Below are 15353 nucleotides of genomic sequence, written 5' to 3'. Positions count from 1 at the left end.
TACTACAGAGATTTCGAAATAGTTTGAATAGTTTCGATTGCGCGCTTAGCGTACTCTGCATAACGTTCTTGTTTGTTCTTAATTCGAACACCTAGATCTTTCAGCAAACCAAAATTCGCATTCATCGGCTGGAAGCTTTTCTTGTTTGTCGATGTGATGTAGTGAGCCATACTGCCAATCGCCGTCTCCTCAGGAAGTGTCACAAGCTCTTCTCCTTTGACAAAAAGAGCGGCGTTAATTCCAGCCACAAGTCCGGACGCTGCGGACTCGACATACCCTTCAACGCCTGTCATTTGTCCGGCAAAGAATAGGTCATCTCTATTTTTAAACTGATAAGTCGGTCTTAAAAGGCTTGGCGAGTTAATAAATGTATTACGGTGCATCACGCCGTAACGAACAATTTCTGCTTCTTCTAGGCCTGGAATCAAACGGAATACTTCCTTTTGATCGCCCCACTTCAGATGTGTCTGGAAGCCAACGATGTTATATAAAGTACCTGCTGCATCATCCTGTCTTAATTGAACAACAGCGTAAGGTCTTTTTCCTGTTTTCGGATCTTCCAGTCCTACTGGCTTCATCGGACCAAACAGCATCGTTTTCTTTCCTCTTTTCGCCATGACTTCAATTGGCATACAGCCTTCAAAGAAGATTTCTTTTTCAAATTCTTTTAATGGCACAGTTTCAGCAGAAATGAGTGCCTCATAAAAACGATCGAATTCTTCTTCTGTCATTGGACAGTTTAAATAAGCGGCTTCTCCTTTGTCATAGCGTGATTTCAAGTACACCTTATCCATATCAATGCTGTCTTTCTCTAGAATAGGTGCCGCTGCATCGTAGAAATAGAGATATTCTTCTCCTGTTAACGATTTTAATTCTTTTGAAAGTGCTTCTGATGTCAGCGGGCCAGTCGCGATAATTGTCGGACCTTCTGGTATGCTTTGCACTTCTTCTTGAAAGACAGTAACATTCGGATGATTTTTCACGCGGTCTGTCACGTTTGCTGCAAATTCATGACGGTCTACTGCAAGCGCGCCGCCAGCAGGAACTGAGCTTTCATCTGCTGCTGCGATAATGGCTGAATCTAAATGACGCATTTCTTCCTTTAATACACCTACTGCATTCGTTAAAGCATTCGCACGCAGTGAGTTGCTGCATACAAGCTCCGCAAATTTATCTGTGTGGTGAGCCGGCGTTTGTTTCACAGGTCTCATTTCATATAAATTGACTTTAATCCCTCGTTTAGCGATTTGCCATGCTGCTTCACTTCCAGCTAAACCGGCTCCGATCACATTTACAAATTGACTCATTGTACAACTCTCCTATTTCGTAAGGTCTGTTTGATGACATAAAAAAGCAGGTGAACAAGGCTGCTCACCGCTATTTTTGTTGTTCCTCTTTATAATCACAGTTGACACATTGAACTTGAACACCTTTTTTCAGCTTTTTCTCTACAAGCATATTTTCGCATTTTGGACACTTTCTTTCAATTGGTTTGTCCCAAGAGACGAATTCACACTCTGGAAAACGATCACAGCCGTAAAAAATGCGGCGTTTTTTCGATTTTCGTTCAACAATGTTTCCTTCATGACATGACGGGCATTTGACCCCGATATCTTTGACAATTGGTTTTGTGTTGCGGCAGTCAGGAAAGTTAGAGCACGCCATGAACTTGCCGTATCTACCCATTTTGTACACCATCGGATGTCCGCACTCTTCACAATCAACACCTGCGTATTCCGGCTCAATCTCAACTTCTTGCATCTCTGCTTCAGCTTTTTCTACCCGTTTTGCAAAGTCTTGATAGAAGCTGTCGATAATACGAACCCATTCGATCGTACCTTCTTCAACACTATCAAGTTCCTTTTCCATTTTCGCTGTAAATTCAACGTTAATGATTTCAGGGAAGAATTCAATGATTAAGTTGAGTACAATCTCTCCAAGCTCTGTTGGAGTAAATCGTTTATTATCAAGTGCGACATAGCCGCGCTTTTGAATTGTATCTAATGTTGGTGCATACGTAGATGGACGGCCTATACCGAGCTCTTCAAGTGTTTTGACCAATCTCGCCTCAGTGTAACGCGGAGGCGGCTGTGTGAAGTGCTGCTCAGGTTCGATGTCTTTTGAAAGAACTGTGTCCCCTTCTTTCAGATCAGGAAGCATTTTGTCCTTTTCCTCTAGCTGGTCGTCCTTTCCTTCCACATAAACCTTCATAAACCCAGGGAATTTTACTTTACTGCCATTCGCACGGAAAGTAAGACCGTTATGATCAAGGTCCACACTCATTGTATCAAGAACAGCCGGAGCCATTTGGCTGGCCACGAATCGTTCCCAAATCAATTTGTATAGACGAAGCTGATCGCGGCTTAGCACGTGCTTGACATCTGCCGGTTTTCTTAACGTCGAAGTCGGGCGAATGGCTTCGTGAGCATCTTGTGCATTTTCATTCTTTTTAGCTGTTCGTTTTGTTGTGTTTAAGAAATTCTTGCCGTACGTCTGATCAATGAAGGCAGATACTTCTTCAATCGCTGTATTGGAAATACGTGTTGAGTCCGTTCTCATATATGTAATGAGACCGACTGTACCTTCTTTACCAAGATCAATTCCTTCATATAATTGCTGTGCAATCATCATTGTCTTTTTCGCACGGAAGTTTAATTTTCTTGCAGCCTCCTGCTGTAAAGTAGAAGTCGTAAACGGAACAGCTGGATTACGTTTACGCTCTTTTTTCGTTACTTTCTCTACAGAGAATTTGCTTCCCTTTAATTTCGAAAGGATTTCTTTTACATCTTCTTTTGTTTTCAATGGATGTTTTTTGCCATTGAGGCCAAAGAAACTCGCTTCGAAGCTTTCTTTTCCTTTTAGGAATGTACCGTCAATTGTCCAGTATTCTTCTGGTTTAAATTCATTAATTTCATTCTCGCGATCAATAATCAGGCGGAGTGCAACAGATTGAACACGTCCGGCACTTAAGCCTTTTTTCACTTTCTTCCATAAAATCGGACTGATTTTATACCCAACGAGACGATCTAAGATCCGTCTTGCCTGCTGTGCATCAACTAAGTCCATATTGATCATACGTGGATGCTTAAAGGAATCTTTAATCGCATCCTTTGTAATCTCGTTAAAAACAACGCGGCAGTCAGAAGAGAGGTCAAGGTCAAGGCTGTGTGCTAAATGCCAAGCAATCGCTTCTCCCTCTCTATCGGGGTCAGCTGCGAGATAGACTTTCTTTGCTTTTTTCGCTGCTGTTTTTAATTCTTTTAAAACTGGGCCTTTCCCGCGAATCGTAATATATCTCGGTTCAAAGTCATGCTCAGTGTCAACACCGAGCTGACTTTTCGGTAAATCCCTTACGTGCCCCATTGAAGCTTTTACTTTATACTTTTTTCCTAAATAACGCTCAATCGTTTTCGCCTTTGCTGGCGACTCAACGATGACTAAATAATCAGCCATACTCAAAATCCCCCTTAAGAGGTGTTCTCTCTTTATACATTTCACAATTCATATTTATGTTAATTGCACCTATCTAACAGGCAATCATTAAAAATTCTTTATGATGAACATCATTATAAACACGAAAAACAAAGTGTAAACTTAAATCCTCACTATTATTAAATATTCCGATGTCTTTTGTCAAACGATATTTTTATGAGAGTTCAGTATATTGAACGCTGTGGAAGGAGAATTCCTCTAAAATATCCTTTGTGGAATGAACAAGCTTTGCCCCCTGCTGAATGAGTCTTGCCGGACCTGTGGAATTAGAATCAAAGATGGATCCAGCAACCGCAAATACTTCTTTGCCTTGCTCAAGCGCTTGATAGGCTGTAATAAGAGAACCGCTCTTTTCTTTGCACTGAATCACGATGGTCCCTTTCGTCAATGCACTAATTAAACGATTTCTCATTGGAAAATGCCACTTTTCTGGTTTGACATAAGGCGGGTGCTCTGACAAAAGCAAATGATGTTCACCCATGTATTGAGCCATTTGCGCATGTTCTTTTGGGTATACATGCTGAAAGCCGCCTGCTATAATGCCGATTGTTTTCCCTTTTTTCCTGATGCACTCTTTATGTGCCAGTCCATCGATTCCTTTAGCTAAACCACTGACAATCATCCACTCTTCCTTGACAAGCTCACCAACAATTTTCTTCACACATGCTTCTCCATAAGTCGATGGAACTCGCGTGCCGACTACACCTAAACTTTTTTCTTCATTTAAATATGATACGTTTCCTTTTAGGAATAACACAGGGGGAGGATCATAAATATTTTTTAGTGTGCTGGGATATAAGGGTGATGTGATGGGAATCATGTGAATGTTTTGCTTTAAATAGGCTTGAACGATGTGTTGAAACATGGGGAATTCATTTTCTTCAGCTTGTTTTAAGCGGGTAAAGTCGATCGTTTGTAATGCTCGATCCTGTTTAAAATGGTGTGTTTCTTCATTTATATATAGTTCAGGATCGACTTTCCACCATTTTGTTAATAATGAGGGTGAGATGAGGCCTTTTAAGCGGTGAAAAATCATTCTTTCGGACACGTTGTACATACCATTCCTCCAGTTTAAGATAGAAAGAAGAAGACTTGTCAAAGAACAAGTCTTCTTGTGTCATTAATGCGTTTTACAAGCTTCGAAGAGATTCTTCTCTTTTAATACTTTAATCAATGTTTCTCCCATGACAGATGGTGTTTCTGCCACTTCAATTCCACATTCACGCATTGTTTTTACTTTTTCATCAGCTGTTCCTTTACCACCAGAAATAATGGCACCAGCATGTCCCATACGTTTTCCTGGAGGCGCCGTTTTACCGCCAATAAAGCCAACGACTGGTTTTGTCATATTTGCTTTTACCCATTCAGCTGCTTCTTCTTCAGCCGTACCGCCGATTTCACCGATCATTATTACAGCATGTGTTTCAGGGTCTTCATTGAATGCTTTTAAAACATCAATAAAGTTTGTCCCATTTACCGGGTCCCCCCCGATTCCTACAGCTGTCGATTGACCAACGCCAGCTTCTGAAAGCTGATGTACCGCTTCATATGTAAGCGTTCCAGAACGAGAAACAACACCCACATGACCTTTTTTATGAATGTAGCCAGGCATGATACCAATTTTACATTCTTCAGGTGTGATGACACCTGGGCAGTTTGGTCCAACTAGTCTTGTCTTTTTCCCTTCCATATAACGTTTCACTTTGACCATGTCAAGCACTGGAATATGTTCTGTGATACAAATGACGAGATCGACTTCTGCGTCAACAGCCTCTAAAATGGCATCTGCCGCAAATGGTGCTGGTACATAGATAACAGAAGCGTTCGCTCCAGTAGTCTGAACTGCTTCAGATACAGTATTAAATACAGGAACTCCTTCTACTTCAGTTCCACCTTTTCCAGGTGTGACACCACCAACAATATTTGTTCCGTACTCAATCATTTGTTTTGTATGGAACAATGCGGTTGAACCGGTAATCCCCTGAACAATTACTCTCGTATTTTTATTAATAAATACACTCATTTAGGTTCCCTGCCTTTCTGCTCTACTTGACTAAAGATACAATCTTTTCTGCCCCGTCAGCCATAGACTCAGCAGAAGTGATATTTAAGCCTGAATCACTCAGGATTTTCTTCCCTAATTCAACGTTTGTTCCTTCAAGACGTACAACAAGTGGTAATGTTAAGCCGACTTGTTTCGTCGCTTCAACAACACCTTCTGCAATCACATCACATTTCATGATGCCGCCAAAAATGTTCACGAAAATCCCTTTGACATTTTGATCAGATAAAATGATTTTAAATGCTTCCGTTACTTTTTCAGCTGTTGCACCGCCGCCAACATCTAGGAAGTTTGCAGGGTCCCCGCCGTAATGCTTGATGATATCCATTGTAGACATCGCAAGACCTGCTCCATTGACCATACAGCCAATATTTCCATCTAAAGAAATGTAGCTTAAGTCATATTTAGATGCTTCAATTTCTTTTGGATCCTCTTCATCAAGGTCACGGTATTCTAATATATCTTTTTGTCTATATAAGGCATTGCTATCAAAGTTTAATTTTGCATCAAGTGCCATGACTTTTCCATCGCCTGTTACAACAAGTGGATTAATCTCAGCAATTGAACAATCTTTTTCAATAAACGCATTGTAAAGGCTTGTCATAAACTTAACAGCTTGGCCAACTAATTTTGTTGGAATATTAATTTTAAATGCCACTTCTCTCGCCTGATAGCCTTGCAGACCAATTGCTGGATCGATGACCACTTTGACGATTTTTTCTGGCGTTTTTTCTGCTACTTCTTCAATTTCAGTACCGCCTTCTTCAGATGCCATCAATACAATTCTTGATGTCGCTCTGTCCAAAACTAGTCCAACATAGTATTCCTTTTGAATATCGCAGCCTTCTTCAATAAGTAAGCGTTTTATCTCGCGCCCTTCAGGCCCTGTTTGATGTGTGACAAGTGTCTTGCCGAGCAATTCCTCTGCAAACCCTTTCACTTCATCTTTCGTTTTTGCAATTTTTACCCCGCCTGCTTTACCACGGCCGCCTGCATGAATCTGTGCTTTTACGACATATACAGAGCTCCCTAGCTCTTCTGATGCTTTCACTGCTTCATCAGGTGTAAATGCTACTTTACCATTTGGAACTGAAACCCCATATTTTCTTAGGATTTCTTTTCCTTGGTACTCATGGATATTCATTTCCCATCCTCCCAACATATGTAGAAACAAAAATTATAAAATAGACTGCGCTTTCATTTTAAAGAATAAAAAAGAGAATGTCTAGGGTTCTATGTAAAATCGTAAAATCCTTCTAAACATTCAAACTTTTATTTTATTAAAAATATAAATTTTTCAGCCAAATCATTTATTTTACCTTATTTTTTCATTTTTTGATCTAACCTGTAGATAAACGAAAAAATTTCTGCTACAGTATCGTATAACGCTTCAGGGATCTCCTCATCTAATGTTAAGTGGCGCATGAGTTCGACTAAATTACGGTCTTCCTGGATTGGGACTCCCGACTTTTTTGCTTCTTCAATAATATGATCTGCCACATAGCCGCTGCCTGTTGCAACGACTTTTGGCGCTTTTTGTTTTTCTTCATCGTAATGCAGAGCGACCGCTCTTCTAAGCGGTTTTGAATCCTTCATACTCGTAAGTCCAGCCCTTTCTCGCTGATTTTATGAAAGTGTTCATCTAGAAATTGAGACGGATCTACTGGCTCTTGTCTCTTTTTTGCTGTAATTCCCGTTAAACTGTATCCTAGCGCATTTAAATTCTCTCGAACAGCCGGAATCATTGGATTAATGGTGCCTTGCAGTTCATGGGCTGTCTCGACTGTAATGGACATGACCTTTTGCTGAATCGTACAGTCTATCAAGGTTTCTTCAAGGTTTTCCATGTTTAAATAAAACATGAGGCGGCACTGAGAAATATCAATAGAGCCATCCTTTTTCTTATGTCCTTTTAGAATAAAGGTTAAATCTTGAACACTATGTTTTGAGAAAAGCGGATAGGAAATCATCATTTGACTGACGGTTTGGTTCTCCTGCTGCACAAATAACTGCCCATTCAATCTATGAAACAATTGATCCACTTCTTTTTTAACGGGCTCTGGTAAATCCGCCTGTCTCACATCATTTAAGGTGAGCTTTAATTGGTGCAGCTCCTGACTTTTGACATCCTGGCTGCCTTTTTCAAGCAGTTTCAGCATACCAATTTCATCACGTACACCTATTGCCTTTTTCATCGTCATAAGTAAATCGAGCACATCGGTTTTATTACTTAATGTTGGTTCTGTCTGCTGCACTACCTGGGCCAAAGCTTTTGCCTCTGCTTTTGACAGGAAGGGAAACTCTTTTTGAAGCACAGCTGCTTTTGCGTCAGGCTGATGGAGCCCGTGCAGCAATGCTGTGAGCTGTTTTAAGTTAGGTTCTTGCTGCCCGTCTGCACCTTGTTTCATCAAACTTGCCAGTATCCGCTCAATTTGCTGAGGCGGGATTTGCAGCTCTTCTTTTGGACTTGTTGACTGCTGCACGTTTGTCTGAGGAACTTGGGACGGCTGACGCTCTTGAACGATTGCGGCATGGCTATTTTCTTTTTGCTGAGAAGGATTGAGCTGAGTCGTTACTGGTGAACTGCCGCCTTGCTTCGCCTCGCCTTCTCTCGCTGCTAGAAGGACCGATAAGAGCTTTTCTGAATGGACGGCTGTCTCTGCATCTACAACTGACCGAACGGCTTGTATAAGGGTCTGTGTGGCATCTGTGTGCTTCGGAAGCTGTGTTAATTGATTTAATAGCGCTGTTATATCCTGATGAAGGGCAGAGGGTGATTTTACGGCTAAAATAGATTGAAGCACCCCTTGCTGGATCGGTAAATCTTTCTTTAAAGCAAAAAGAAGTGACTGGAGCCCTTTCTTCACATCAGCTCCTTGAAGCTGTTCGATCCACTTCACTGCCGTTTTTAACTCTCCTTCGTTGATGACGGACTTTTCCTTTAAAAAAGCTGTAGCTGTCAGCATGTTTTCAAGCCCATTTTTCAGTGAGAGACCTTCTAATAGTTTGGCTGCTGCATCCTTTAATGTCTTAGGATCTTGATCAAATTGCTGAACGGGTCTTAGTTTATTGAGGCTGCCTCCACCCTCTTGTTCAAATTGGAACCAATAAAATGCGTCTGCTTTAAGCTGAGCCGCCAGCTGTGCTTTTATTTTCGTTGAACCTATTTGAACAAGGGCTGTATCATCTCCAAGCATTTTTAGTACTTTACCGAGAATCAGCCGATGAACATTATCCTTCCCTTCGGTGTTTAATGGAACCGATTCGGCCGTATTCAGCCGGCTATTCAGTGCTGTATGTATGTCCTCAACTCTTGTCATCACAGGCAGCCTCCTTAGATTAAAATTTATGATATAACAGATTTCACTGGCGCAAACGATAACCGGTGGATGGGGGTAGCACCATGTGTTTGAATCGCAGCCAGGTGCTCTTTCGTTCCGTACCCTTTATGTTTTTCAAATTGATACTCAGGATACTTACGCCCGTACTCTTCCATCATCTGATCCCTTGTCACCTTCGCAATACATGCACCTGCTGCAATGGATGCACTTTTTGCATCTCCTTTGATGATCTTCTCTTGGTGAGTAGAAAGCGGGAGTGTCATGGCATCTATGAGTAGATAATCAGGTGTATGAGTTAACTGCTCTACAGCTCTTACCATCGCCAGTCTTGATGCTTCATAAATATTGATTTCATCAATCGTAGCCGCATCAACAATGCCGATTCCGATATCAAGTGCTTCTTTTTGAATTAAATCATAATAAGCCAATCTTTTTTTCTCAGATAATTGCTTTGAGTCGTTTAAACCGAGCAGGACGGTATTTTCCTTTAATATAACGGCTGCTGCCACAACTGGGCCGGCAAGCGGTCCTCTTCCTGCTTCATCTATTCCAGCAATACATGTGTATCCCTGCGCCTTTGCTTTGTTTTCAAATTGCAGCATGTCATCCCATGCCGCGCGAAGTGCTTGCTGCTTTTCTCTCTCTTTGTGCCACTTTTCTATCAGTTTTTGGACACTTTTTCTCGTATCATCTTTCACAAGCTCGCGAATGTAGGACTCGTCTCCTGCATGCTTTTCTATAAGTTCTTTTATTTGTTTCACCGTGTACATAGGCTTTTTCGCAGCCTCCTTCTTTATATCGGCAGTTTTTCGCAAAAAATAAAGACCCGCATGAGCTGCGTGTCTTTTAGCTTTCAGGCTTCTCAAAAGTGAGGGGACCAAATTTTTCTGTTCGAATATCCCGAATAATGATTTCGGTGGTTTTGTCATAGTTTATGAATCCCCCGCTCATTAGACAGCCGCGCTTAGTGCCAATTGCATCAAACAGCTCAACCGTATCTTCAGGTATCTCCGCTAGGTCATAGCGTTTTTTTAATCGCTCTGGGTAGTTCTCTTCTAGAAAACGAAGGGCATACACAGCGACATCCTGTAAATTGATGATCGAATCTTTGATCGCTCCAGTCACCGCAAGTCTGAGTCCTACTTGCTCATCTTCAAACTTCGGCCAGAGGATTCCAGGGGTATCGAGCAGTTCTAGTTCTTTCCCTACCTTTACCCATTGCTGTGATGTCGTAATCCCAGGCCGGTCTCCTGTTTTGGCAATGTTCTTTTTTGCTAAACGATTGATTAAGGTCGATTTGCCGACGTTGGGAATCCCGATAATCAGTGCTCGAATGGCACGTGGTTTGACACCTTTTGCTTTCATGCGGTCGAATTTTTCTTTTAAAATTTCTTTTGAAGTCGTGATGATCTGATTTAACCCTTGTCCATCAACAGAGTTAATGGCAAGTGACCGAACGCCTTGCTGCTCAAAATGCGCCTGCCACTCCTTTGTCATACGAGGATCTGCTTTATCTGCTTTGTTTAAGAGCATGATTTTGGGTTTGTTTTGAAGGATTTCTTCGATCATTGGGTTTCTAGAGGACATCGGAATTCTTGCATCGGTTAATTCAAATACGATGTCGATGAGCTTTAATTTTTCTGTGACTTCACGTCTTGCTTTTGCCATATGGCCTGGAAACCATTGAATCGTCATATGTGCACCTTCTTTCTTGTACCATTATCTTTATACATTGTACAAAAAAAGAGCCTGTTACAGGTAACAAGCTCTTTCCTTTGATATCATTATCGTCTGATTTCTTTGATACGAGCCGCTTTACCGCGAAGTTCACGTAGGTAGTAAAGTTTCGCACGACGTACCTTACCGTGACGTACAACTTCGATCTTAGCGATTTTTGGTGTGTGTACAGGGAATGTACGCTCAACGCCTACACCGTAAGAGATCTTACGAACTGTGAAAGTTTCGCTGATTCCACCACCACGACGCTTAATTACAACACCTTCAAAGATCTGGATACGCTCACGAGTACCCTCGACAACTTTAACGTGTACACGTAAAGTGTCACCAGGACGGAACGCAGGAAGATCAGTGCGTAATTGTTCTTTTGTGATTTCTTCAATCAAATGTTGCATCGTTTTCAACTCCTTCCAACAGATGCTCATGTCCTCTTTCTTCATTGCAGCGGAACATCGTTTTCAAACTTGGATCAGCAAGCCGTCCAAGTCACAAGTAGTATCATACCATACCTCTATGCCGTGTGCAATACAATCTAGTCATTATGAAGCTGCCAAAGCCATCTTTTTTCTTCATCCGTTAATGTTTTGCAAGAATCGATCAAATCTGGTCTTCTTGTATAGGTTCGCTTCAAGGATTCTTTGCGCCGCCACTCTTCAATTTTGGCATGATTTCCAGAGAGAAGCACGTCCGGCACTTTTAGTCCTTTATAATCAGCTGGCCTTGTATAGTGCGGGTGCTCAAGCAGACCTGTACTGAATGAATCTTCGATGTGAGACGCTTCTTTTCCAAGCACATGAGGCAAAAGCCTGACCACACTGTCTGCAATCATCATCGCTGGCAGCTCTCCGCCTGTGAGGACGAAATCTCCGATTGAGATCTCATCTGTGACAAGATGCTCCCTGATGCGCTCATCGTAGCCTTCATAGTGGCCGCAAATGAACATAAGATGCTCTTCTTTTGCAAGTTCTTCTGCTTTCTTTTGTGTATATCTTTCCCCTTGAGGACAGACAAGAATGATTCGGGGTTCCGTGCTTGCTTTTTTCGTTAAATCTTCTACCGCATCAAATACGGGCTGCGCTTTCAGTACCATACCAGCACCGCCGCCATACGGATAGTCATCCACTGTTTTATGCTTATGATCCGAATACTCTCTAAAATTGACGACTTGAAATGAGACAGCTTCTTTCTCCTGTGCTTTTTTTAAGATCGATGAGTGAAGCACACCTTCGAACATTTCAGGAAAAAGGGTTAAGAAATCGATTTTCATTCGTCAATAAGTCCTTCCATCACTTCAATGTGTACGGTTTTGGATGAGATATCGATCTTTTTGACGACAGATGGTATATATGGAATGAGGGCATCTTTTTTGCCTTTTCTTCCAACCACCCACACATCATTTGCCCCTGGCGTAAGGATTTCTTTGATTTGGCCGATCAGCTTGTCCTCTTCATCGTATACTTCACAGCCAATGATTTGGTGGAAATAAAATTCTCCTTCGTCTAATGACCCAAGATGTTCTTTTTCTACCTTTAAGATTGATTCTTTCAAATGCTCTGCTTCATTTAATGAGTTGATTTCTTCAAATGTGAGCAAATCAAACTGTTTGTGCTGGCGATGTGATGCGACAGTCACTTTCAGCGGCTCGCTTTGACCTTGCTTAAAAATATAGAGGACGCTTCCCTTTTTGTAGCGCTCTTCTGGGAAATCCGTCTTTGACACGACGCGTACTTCTCCGCGCACTCCGTGTGTATTGACGATCTTTCCAACATTCAACCATTCTAGCTCCATGTTCTCAATCACCCCTGACGTATTTCCACAATGGTGCCGTCTTTCACGACGATGACATTATCTTGCATCTTGTCATCCCATTTATCACCTATTTTTACTTCAACCAATGCATCCACTTCTGTTTCTTTCATTTCACTTCCAAGTGGCAAAATATCCAGCTGCTCTACTTGAAAATCAATTTGCCGGATCTTCTCTTGCCTTTTATCGATCGCTTTTTGAAATTGAGGGATGGCTTCTTGCTGATGTGGTTCTTTTTCATGTTTTTTTAGTTGAAAATATAGTTGATTGCATTCACGTTCTAGTCTTTCTTTTTTCTCCAAAAAAGTCGTTAACAGTTTGTCCTTACTGCTTTCAGTTAATACTTGCATCACGGTGACATGTTGAATGATCTGCATCTTCCTTTTTGTCCCCCTATCCGAAGGCATTTGTCCTCTACAGTATAACGAAAAATAGATTTAAACGTGTAAAAAAAGGGGAGGTCCTAAGCCCTCTCCCTTTTTAGTCAGCAATCTCAAGTTGAACTTTCTTAGAAGACTCTGCACTTGCTGCAAAAATGACTGTTCGTATCGCTTTTGCTGTACGTCCCTGCTTTCCGATCACTTTTCCGGTATCTTCAGCATTGACAGACAGTGTGTAAATCACCTGCTCATCTTTTTCTAATGAAGATACGTGAATATCTTCAGGGAAATCAACAAGTGGCTCGACGATGGACACAATCAATTCTTCCAAGGACAGCTCATTCATTATTTGCTGTTTTTCGCATTATGAAATTTTTCAAGAATTCCTTGGCTTGAGAAAAGGTTGCGAACTGTATCAGATGGTTTCGCACCATTTTGAAGCCATTTAAGCGCTAATTCTTCGTTGATTTTCACCTCAGCTGGTGATACCACTGGGTTGTAAGTTCCAACTGTTTCGATGAAACGACCGTCACGTGGTGAACGAGAATCTGCTACAACAATACGATAGAAAGGAGATTTTTTTGCTCCCATACGTTTTAAACGAATTTTTACTGCCATTTTACTAGCACCTCCGAAAATATTTCAACAAGATAGTATATTAACAATGATAAAAGGGTTTGTAAAGTGTTTTTTCTTAACAACGGTTTTATCATGTATAACCAATTACATAAATGGTAATTTAAAGCCCTTTTTCTTTCCTTTGGACATGTTGGTCATTTGCTTCATCATCTTTTTCATTTCATCAAATTGCTTTAAAAGGCGATTGACTTCCTGTACAGATGTTCCGCTTCCTTTTGCAATCCGTTTTCTGCGGCTTGCATTGATGACCTCTGGCTGTTCTTTTTCCTGAGTCGTCATTGATTTAATGATCGCTTCGATGTGATTGAGCTGCTTTTCGTCCACTTGGACGTTTTTGAGCCCTTTCATTTTACCGGCTCCCGGCATCATTTGGATCAGTTCATCAAGTGGACCCATATTCCGAACTTGGCCAAGCTGCTCGAGGAAATCATCGAGCGTGAAGCTCATTGTCCGCATTTTTTGCTCAAGCTCTTTCGCTTTATCTTGGTCGACGTTTGCCTGTGCTTTTTCAATCAGCGTGAGCACATCTCCCATGCCAAGAATTCTTGATGCCATCCGCTCTGGATGGAATGGTTCAATTGCGTCAAGCTTTTCTCCTAGTGCAGCGAATTTAATCGGCGTATTGGTGACAGCTCGAATAGAAAGTGCTGCACCGCCTCTTGTATCACCATCTAGTTTTGTGAGAACGACACCTGTTAAACCAAGCTGTTCATTAAAGCTTTTTGCGACATTGACCGCATCTTGACCTGTCATAGAGTCAACAACTAGGAAAATTTCTTCTGGATTCGCTACTTCTTTTACTTTCTGAAGTTCATCCATTAATTCTTCATCGATATGAAGACGTCCTGCTGTATCTAAAATGACATAATCATGGTGTTCTTCTTTCGCTTTTTCAATTGCCTGTTTGGCAATTTCGACAGGGCTGACTTGATCACCTAATGAAAACACCGGCATATCAAGCTGTTTCCCGAGCGTTTGAAGCTGCTGGATCGCTGCTGGTCTGTAAATATCAGCAGCTACCATCATCGGCTTGCGATTATGTTTTTTGCGAAGTAAATTGGCAAGCTTCCCAGTTGTGGTTGTTTTACCTGCCCCTTGAAGACCAACCATCATAATGACGGTCGGAGATTTTTTCGCTACAGCGATCTTACTCTCTTCTCCGCCCATTAATTCAGTGAGTTCTTCTTTTACAACTTTAATGACCTGCTGTCCAGGGGTAAGGCTTTTCATGACCTCTTGTCCAACTGCCCGCTCACTTACTTTTTTCACAAAGTCTTTGACTACTTTAAAATTGACGTCAGCTTCAAGAAGGGCAAGGCGTACCTCGCGCATCATTTCTTTTACATCTTGCTCTGACACTTTTCCTTTGCCGCGGATTTTTGAAATCGTCTGCTGCAGTCGGTCGGCTAATCCTTCAAATGCCATACTGTGCCGCCTCCTAATCTAATTTCTCAAGCGATTCAATTAAAGCTTCTGCTTCTTCTGTTTGCGCAGAATCAGCTACAAGCTCTCTCATTTTTTTGAGAAGTTCTTTACGCTCTTTAAATTTCTTAAACAAGAGCAGCTTTTCTTCATATTGTTCAAGCATCGCTTCAGTCCGTTTAATATTATCATAAACAGCCTGCCTTGATACTTCATATTCATCCGCAATTTCACCGAGGGAAAAATCGTCTAGGTAGTAAAGCGACATGTAGCTCTTTTGCTTTGCGGTCAACAACGATTGATAGAAGTCAAACAAGTAGTTCATTCTCGTTGTTTTTTCAAGCGTCATGGGCTCTCTCCCCTTTGTTAAGTTCATTCCCTTTACATCAACTAAGTTTACACGGTTCTCTTCTGTGTGTCAAGTTTTTATCTTGTCACTTCATGAAGCGGCGTATAAATAAAAATGCCAGCAGT

Annotated in this window: 17 protein-coding genes; all 17 read right to left on the bottom strand. The window is 41.5% G+C overall.

Annotation, left to right across the window (positions count from 1 at the left end; translation table 11 throughout):
- Window positions 1-2: 2 nt before the first annotated feature.
- Window positions 3-1307 carry an FADH(2)-oxidizing methylenetetrahydrofolate--tRNA-(uracil(54)-C(5))-methyltransferase TrmFO gene (gene trmFO / locus MHH61_RS17065; protein WP_125586800.1) on the bottom strand — a complete coding sequence of 435 codons (1305 nt, stop codon included), beginning with the start codon at window positions 1305-1307 and terminating at the stop codon, window positions 3-5.
- Window positions 1308-1377: 70 nt separating this feature from the next.
- Entirely contained in the window at window positions 1378-3453 is a 2076-nt protein-coding gene (gene topA, locus MHH61_RS17060) for a type I DNA topoisomerase (protein WP_024424184.1), read from the bottom strand.
- A 193-nt stretch (window positions 3454-3646) separates the two neighbouring features.
- A complete protein-coding gene (gene dprA / locus MHH61_RS17055; RefSeq protein WP_125586802.1) occupies window positions 3647-4549 on the bottom strand; it encodes a DNA-processing protein DprA in 903 nt (300 codons plus the stop codon).
- A 63-nt stretch (window positions 4550-4612) separates the two neighbouring features.
- Entirely contained in the window at window positions 4613-5515 is a 903-nt protein-coding gene (gene sucD / locus MHH61_RS17050; protein WP_007499624.1) for a succinate--CoA ligase subunit alpha, read from the bottom strand.
- 22 nt (window positions 5516-5537) lie between these two features.
- Complete coding sequence (gene sucC / locus MHH61_RS17045; RefSeq protein WP_024426972.1) at window positions 5538-6698, bottom strand: ADP-forming succinate--CoA ligase subunit beta; 1161 nt, start codon at window positions 6696-6698, stop codon at window positions 5538-5540.
- 176 nt (window positions 6699-6874) lie between these two features.
- The gene (locus MHH61_RS17040; RefSeq protein WP_003211418.1) at window positions 6875-7150 is read right to left on the bottom strand and encodes a FlhB-like flagellar biosynthesis protein; all 276 of its coding nucleotides are present in this window, start codon (window positions 7148-7150) and stop codon (window positions 6875-6877) included.
- Window positions 7147-8874 (bottom strand): glycosyltransferase, encoded by a 1728-nt coding sequence (locus MHH61_RS17035; RefSeq protein ID WP_125586804.1) that lies wholly within the window; start codon window positions 8872-8874, stop codon window positions 7147-7149. Before MHH61_RS17035 ends, MHH61_RS17040 begins: the two co-directional genes overlap by 4 nt.
- 26 nt (window positions 8875-8900) lie before the next feature.
- Entirely contained in the window at window positions 8901-9665 is a 765-nt protein-coding gene (locus MHH61_RS17030; protein ID WP_024426970.1) for a ribonuclease HII, read from the bottom strand.
- 76 nt (window positions 9666-9741) lie between these two features.
- On the bottom strand, window positions 9742-10590 hold the full coding sequence (gene ylqF, locus MHH61_RS17025; protein ID WP_024424188.1) for a ribosome biogenesis GTPase YlqF: 849 nt from the start codon (window positions 10588-10590) through the stop codon (window positions 9742-9744).
- An 89-nt stretch (window positions 10591-10679) separates the two neighbouring features.
- Window positions 10680-11027: a 50S ribosomal protein L19 gene (rplS, locus tag MHH61_RS17020; RefSeq protein WP_008354510.1), complete on the bottom strand. Its 348-nt coding sequence runs from the start codon at window positions 11025-11027 to the stop codon at window positions 10680-10682.
- 137 nt (window positions 11028-11164) lie between these two features.
- Window positions 11165-11899 carry a tRNA (guanosine(37)-N1)-methyltransferase TrmD gene (gene trmD, locus MHH61_RS17015; RefSeq protein WP_024426969.1) on the bottom strand — a complete coding sequence of 245 codons (735 nt, stop codon included), beginning with the start codon at window positions 11897-11899 and terminating at the stop codon, window positions 11165-11167.
- The gene (rimM, locus tag MHH61_RS17010; RefSeq protein WP_024424190.1) at window positions 11896-12420 is read right to left on the bottom strand and encodes a ribosome maturation factor RimM; all 525 of its coding nucleotides are present in this window, start codon (window positions 12418-12420) and stop codon (window positions 11896-11898) included. The genes trmD and rimM overlap by 4 nt, the downstream gene beginning before the upstream one ends.
- Window positions 12421-12428: 8 nt before the next feature.
- Window positions 12429-12815: a YlqD family protein gene (locus MHH61_RS17005; RefSeq protein WP_024426968.1), complete on the bottom strand. Its 387-nt coding sequence runs from the start codon at window positions 12813-12815 to the stop codon at window positions 12429-12431.
- A 103-nt stretch (window positions 12816-12918) separates the two neighbouring features.
- Complete coding sequence (locus MHH61_RS17000) at window positions 12919-13164, bottom strand: KH domain-containing protein (RefSeq protein WP_024424192.1); 246 nt, start codon at window positions 13162-13164, stop codon at window positions 12919-12921.
- On the bottom strand, window positions 13164-13436 hold the full coding sequence (gene rpsP / locus MHH61_RS16995; RefSeq protein ID WP_008344841.1) for a 30S ribosomal protein S16: 273 nt from the start codon (window positions 13434-13436) through the stop codon (window positions 13164-13166). The genes MHH61_RS17000 and rpsP overlap by 1 nt, the downstream gene beginning before the upstream one ends.
- Window positions 13437-13541: 105 nt before the next feature.
- Window positions 13542-14882 carry a signal recognition particle protein gene (gene ffh, locus MHH61_RS16990; protein ID WP_024426967.1) on the bottom strand — a complete coding sequence of 447 codons (1341 nt, stop codon included), beginning with the start codon at window positions 14880-14882 and terminating at the stop codon, window positions 13542-13544.
- A 13-nt stretch (window positions 14883-14895) separates the two neighbouring features.
- A complete protein-coding gene (locus MHH61_RS16985; RefSeq protein ID WP_012009935.1) occupies window positions 14896-15228 on the bottom strand; it encodes a putative DNA-binding protein in 333 nt (110 codons plus the stop codon).
- Window positions 15229-15353 lie beyond the last annotated feature (125 nt).

This window comes from Bacillus sp. FSL K6-3154, assembly GCF_040869395.1.
GTDB lineage: Bacteria > Bacillota > Bacilli > Bacillales > Bacillaceae > Bacillus > Bacillus safensis.
The sequence above is the reverse complement of the archived record's forward strand: the minus strand, read 5'-3'. Positions and strand labels throughout refer to the sequence as shown.

Coding starts and splice junctions, on each gene's coding strand:
- ffh (WP_024426967.1), bottom strand. CDS start 14,882: ATGGCATTTGAAGGATTAGCCGACCGACTGCAGCAGACGATTTCAAAA.
- rimM (WP_024424190.1), bottom strand. CDS start 12,420: ATGGAGCTAGAATGGTTGAATGTTGGAAAGATCGTCAATACACACGGA.
- ylqF (WP_024424188.1), bottom strand. CDS start 10,590: ATGACGATTCAATGGTTTCCAGGCCATATGGCAAAAGCAAGACGTGAA.
- MHH61_RS16985 (WP_012009935.1), bottom strand. CDS start 15,228: ATGACGCTTGAAAAAACAACGAGAATGAACTACTTGTTTGACTTCTAT.
- MHH61_RS17035 (WP_125586804.1), bottom strand. CDS start 8,874: ATGACAAGAGTTGAGGACATACATACAGCACTGAATAGCCGGCTGAAT.
- MHH61_RS17040 (WP_003211418.1), bottom strand. CDS start 7,150: ATGAAGGATTCAAAACCGCTTAGAAGAGCGGTCGCTCTGCATTACGAT.
- MHH61_RS17005 (WP_024426968.1), bottom strand. CDS start 12,815: ATGCAGATCATTCAACATGTCACCGTGATGCAAGTATTAACTGAAAGC.
- sucC (WP_024426972.1), bottom strand. CDS start 6,698: ATGAATATCCATGAGTACCAAGGAAAAGAAATCCTAAGAAAATATGGG.
- sucD (WP_007499624.1), bottom strand. CDS start 5,515: ATGAGTGTATTTATTAATAAAAATACGAGAGTAATTGTTCAGGGGATT.
- trmFO (WP_125586800.1), bottom strand. CDS start 1,307: ATGAGTCAATTTGTAAATGTGATCGGAGCCGGTTTAGCTGGAAGTGAA.
- trmD (WP_024426969.1), bottom strand. CDS start 11,899: ATGAAAATCGATTTCTTAACCCTTTTTCCTGAAATGTTCGAAGGTGTG.
- MHH61_RS17000 (WP_024424192.1), bottom strand. CDS start 13,164: ATGAATGAGCTGTCCTTGGAAGAATTGATTGTGTCCATCGTCGAGCCA.
- rplS (WP_008354510.1), bottom strand. CDS start 11,027: ATGCAACATTTGATTGAAGAAATCACAAAAGAACAATTACGCACTGAT.
- MHH61_RS17030 (WP_024426970.1), bottom strand. CDS start 9,665: ATGTACACGGTGAAACAAATAAAAGAACTTATAGAAAAGCATGCAGGA.
- rpsP (WP_008344841.1), bottom strand. CDS start 13,436: ATGGCAGTAAAAATTCGTTTAAAACGTATGGGAGCAAAAAAATCTCCT.
- dprA (WP_125586802.1), bottom strand. CDS start 4,549: ATGTACAACGTGTCCGAAAGAATGATTTTTCACCGCTTAAAAGGCCTC.
- topA (WP_024424184.1), bottom strand. CDS start 3,453: ATGGCTGATTATTTAGTCATCGTTGAGTCGCCAGCAAAGGCGAAAACG.